5 protein-coding genes are annotated in these 4,364 nt (G+C 40.9%); all 5 read left to right on the top strand.

Features of this window, described 5'->3' with window-relative positions:
* Positions 1–210 precede the first annotated feature (210 nt).
* Positions 211–654, top strand: coding sequence for a tRNA (adenosine(37)-N6)-threonylcarbamoyltransferase complex ATPase subunit type 1 TsaE (gene tsaE, locus QZ359_RS03445; protein WP_261076607.1), 444 nt, complete (start codon positions 211–213; stop codon positions 652–654).
* On the top strand, positions 644–1,162 hold the full coding sequence (locus QZ359_RS03440; RefSeq protein ID WP_261076605.1) for a GNAT family N-acetyltransferase: 519 nt from the start codon (positions 644–646) through the stop codon (positions 1,160–1,162). The genes tsaE and QZ359_RS03440 overlap by 11 nt, the downstream gene beginning before the upstream one ends.
* A 7-nt stretch (positions 1,163–1,169) precedes the next feature.
* Positions 1,170–2,186, top strand: coding sequence for an LCP family protein (locus tag QZ359_RS03435; protein ID WP_261044481.1), 1,017 nt, complete (start codon positions 1,170–1,172; stop codon positions 2,184–2,186).
* Positions 2,187–2,272: 86 nt separating this feature from the next.
* On the top strand, positions 2,273–3,529 hold the full coding sequence (locus QZ359_RS03430) for a competence/damage-inducible protein A (protein WP_261076604.1): 1,257 nt from the start codon (positions 2,273–2,275) through the stop codon (positions 3,527–3,529).
* A gap of 54 nt (positions 3,530–3,583) precedes the next feature.
* Positions 3,584–4,364 (top strand): recombinase RecA (recA, locus tag QZ359_RS03425; RefSeq protein ID WP_293959535.1); only part of this gene is annotated, 781 nt, incomplete at its 3' end.

Raw genomic sequence — 4,364 nt, 5'->3', positions numbered from 1 at the left:
GGAAGTTTCCTTTTATGGTCATATTTTCCGAGATCTTGTATTGGTCATTACTACGCTCATTTTCTTTTAGAGAAAGCTTGTTTTTATGGATGTTATGATGGTAATACTCTCCGAAAATCTCTTCAAACTACGTCAGCTCTTTGATTTTCATTGAGTATAAGTTTAGCAGGAAAATAGACACAAAAGAAAAGTTTTTGGTATAATAAGAATATGTACACAAAAAATGAAGAAGAACTGCAAGCCTTAGGGGAGCGTTTGGGTCATCTATTAGAAAAGAATGATGTTTTAATCTTAACTGGAGAACTGGGTGCAGGTAAAACAACCTTTACTAAAGGACTTGCTAAAGGTTTACAGATTTCCCAGATGATTAAGAGTCCAACCTATACTATCGTAAGAGAGTATGAAGGTCGTCTTCCGCTTTACCACCTAGATGTTTATCGTATAGAGGGGGATGCTGATTCTATTGATTTAGATGAATTTCTCTTTGGTGGCGGCGTGACTGTTATTGAGTGGGGAAATCTCTTAGGAGATGCCTTGCCAGATACTTATTTAGAGTTGGAAATTCTAAAAGAAGCAGATGGATGCAGATTACATTTCCAAGCAAAGGGTTTGCGTGCAGAAAAGCTTTTAGAGGAGCTTCAACATGGAGTATGAATTGCTCATTAGGGAAGCAGAGCCTAAAGATGCAGCTGAATTAGTGGCCTTTTTAAATCGTGTAAGTTTGGAGACAGATTTTACCAGCTTAGACGGAGATGGTATTCTCTTGACCAGTGAGGAGATGGAAATATTCCTCAACAAGCAAGCTAGTTCGGACAATCAGATAACCTTACTTGCATTCTTAAATGATAAAATTGCTGGTATTGTAAATATTACAGCTGACCAGCGCAAGAGAGTCCGTCATATTGGAGATCTCTTCATTGTGATTGGAAAAAGATATTGGAATAATGGCTTGGGAAGTTTGTTGCTTGAAGAAGTCATAGAGTGGGCACAAGCAAGTGGCATTCTGCGTCGTCTCCAACTGACTGTCCAAACTCGTAATCAAGCAGCAGTCCATCTTTATCAAAAGCATGGCTTTGTCATTGAAGGTCGCCAAGAGCGTGGAGCATATATAGAAGAAGGGAAATTTATCGATGTTTACTTGATGGGTAAACTGATAGATTAGTAGAAATATGGTTAAAAAAATTATTGGAATGGTATTAGCTTTTCTAGCTGTGACAGTTTTAGGTGTCGGTGTTTTTGCGTATACTATTTATCAGCAAGGCACACAAACCTTATCAAAAACCTATAAAAAAATAGGGGAAGAAACCAAGGTTATTGAAGCAACAGAGCCTTTGACCATTCTGTTGATGGGGGTTGATACTGGGAATGTAGAGCGTACAGATCAATGGGCTGGAAATAGTGACAGTATGATTTTGCTGACTGTCAATCCTCACACAAAGAAAACGACGATGATGAGTTTGGAACGTGATATCCTGACTAAAATTCAACATAAAGATGGTAGTATTGAAGAAGCGAAGCTAAACGCTGCCTATGCTGGTGGTGGAGCAGAACTTGCTATAGAAACAATTCAAAAGATGATGAATATCCACATCGATCGCTACATTATGGTTAATATGCAAGGATTGCAACAATTGGTCGATGCAGTGGGCGGTATTACGGTCAATAATACACTAGGTTTCCCGATTTCTATCAGTGATCAAGAAGAATTTAACACCATTTCTATCGGTGTTGGAGAGCAGACAATAAATGGAGAGGAAGCGCTTGTTTATTCACGCATGCGTTATCAAGACCCAGAAGGAGACTACGGACGTCAGAAGCGTCAGCGTGAAGTCATTCAAAAAGTTGTTGAAAAAGTTCTTAGTTTGAATAGTGTCAGTCACTACCAGTCTATCTTAAAAGCCCTAAGTACTAATATGCAGACTAATATTGATTTATCTGCGAAAAGTATTCCAAGCTTGTTGGGCTACAAAGATTCATTTAAAACCATTGAAACACAACAGTTGAAGGGTGAAGGTGAGATGCTACAAGGCGTTTCTTATCAAATTGTTACGAGAAACCACATGTTGGAAATGCAGAATCTTTTGAGACGTTCTTTGGGACAAGAAGAAGTCACTCAGCTTGAAACAAATGTTGTCTTATTTGAAGATTTATTTGGACGAACACCTGTTGGTGACGAAGATAATTAACTTTTTTACTATAAATAAAAAAATCAATCGTGGGAAATTTCCTGCGATTTTTTCAAAAAAATACGAATAGATAGGTAGGAGGAAACATGAAAGCAGAAATTATTGCTGTTGGAACAGAGATTTTGACAGGACAGATTGTCAACACCAATGCTCAGTTTTTATCAGAAAAACTAGCAGAGATTGGGGTAGACGTATATTTTCAGACGGCTGTAGGAGACAATGAAGCTCGTCTCTTGTCTTTGCTTGAGATTGCCAGTCAACGTAGTAGTCTGGTGATTTTGACAGGCGGTTTGGGCCCAACTGAGGACGATTTGACAAAACAAACTCTGGCTAAATTTTTAGGGAAGGAATTAGTCTTCGATCCTCAGGCACAAGAAAAGTTAGATGTATTTTTCGCCCAGAGACCAGACTATGCCCGAACACCGAATAATGAAAGACAAGCTCAAATTGTAGAAGGTGCGACTCCACTGCCAAACGAAACAGGACTGGCTGTAGGAGGAATATTGGAAGTCGATGGAGTGACCTACGTTGTCCTTCCAGGTCCACCAAGTGAATTGAAACCCATGGTCTTAAACCAACTTCTACCCAAGTTAATGACAGGGAGCAAGCTGTATTCCCGAGTTCTTCGTTTCTTTGGGATTGGCGAAAGTCAGTTGGTTACGATTTTAGCTGATTTAATTGATAATCAAACAGATCCGACCTTGGCCCCTTATGCTAAGACAGGAGAAGTCACTCTGCGTCTGTCAACAAAAACTAGCAGTCAAGAAGAGGCGAATCAAGCGCTGGATATCTTAGAAAACCAAATCTTGAATCGCCAAACTTTTGAAGGCCTTTCTTTACGAGAACTTTGTTATGGTTATGGGGAAGAGACTAGTTTAGCCAGTATTGTGGTAGAAAAGCTGAAAAGGCAAGGGAAAACTATCACGGCTGCAGAGAGTTTGACGGCTGGTCTTTTCCAAGCTAGGGTAGCGGATTTTTCGGGTGCTTCAAGTATATTTAAGGGTGGTTTTGTAACCTATAGCCTGGAGGAAAAATCAAAGATGTTGGATATTCCTGTCAAGGATTTGGAAGAACATGGTGTGGTGTCTGAATTTACAGCTCAGAAGATGGCTGAGCAGGCACGAAGCAAGACACAGTCAGATTTTGGCATTAGTTTGACTGGAGTGGCAGGACCAGATAGGCTCGAAGGGCACCCAGCTGGAACAGTCTTCATAGGCTTGGCACAGGAGCATGGAACTAAGGTCATCAAGGTGAATATTGGAGGCAGAAGTCGAGCAGATGTGCGTCACATTGCGGTTATGCATGCCTTTAACCTAGTTCGCAAGGCTTTATTAAGTGACTAACTTTTGATATAATAGTAGATAGGTCTGAGGACCATTAGAATGTAGGAGAATAGAATGGCAAAAAAACCAAAAAAATTAGATGAAATTTCAAAAAAATTCGGGGCTGAACGTGAAAAAGCCTTGAATGACGCTCTTAAATTGATTGAGAAAGACTTTGGTAAGGGTTCAATTATGCGTTTGGGTGAACGTGCCGAGCAAAAGGTGCAAGTGATGAGCTCAGGTTCTTTGGCTCTTGACATTGCCCTTGGTTCAGGTGGTTATCCTAAGGGACGTATCATCGAAATCTATGGACCAGAGTCATCTGGTAAGACAACGGTTGCCCTTCATGCAGTTGCGCAAGCACAAAAAGAAGGTGGTATTGCTGCCTTTATCGATGCGGAACATGCCCTTGATCCAGCTTATGCTGCGGCCCTTGGTGTCAACATTGACGAATTGCTCTTGTCTCAACCAGACTCAGGAGAGCAAGGTCTTGAGATTGCAGGAAAATTGATTGACTCAGGTGCTGTAGATCTTGTCGTAGTCGACTCAGTTGCTGCCCTTGTACCTCGTGCGGAAATTGATGGCGATATCGGAGATAGCCACGTTGGTTTGCAGGCTCGTATGATGAGCCAGGCTATGCGTAAGCTCGGTGCCTCTATCAATAAAACCAAAACAATTGCCATCTTTATCAACCAATTGCGTGAAAAAGTTGGAGTGATGTTTGGAAATCCAGAAACAACTCCTGGTGGACGTGCTCTGAAATTCTACGCATCAGTCCGTTTGGATGTTCGTGGAAGTACGCAAATCAAGGGAACTGGTGACCAAAAAGATACCAACGTTGGTAAAGAAACTAAGA

The sequence above is a fragment of the Streptococcus sp. genome (genome assembly GCF_019414905.1).
Lineage (GTDB): Bacteria > Bacillota > Bacilli > Lactobacillales > Streptococcaceae > Streptococcus.
The sequence above is the reverse complement of the archived record's forward strand: the minus strand, read 5'-3'. Positions and strand labels throughout refer to the sequence as shown.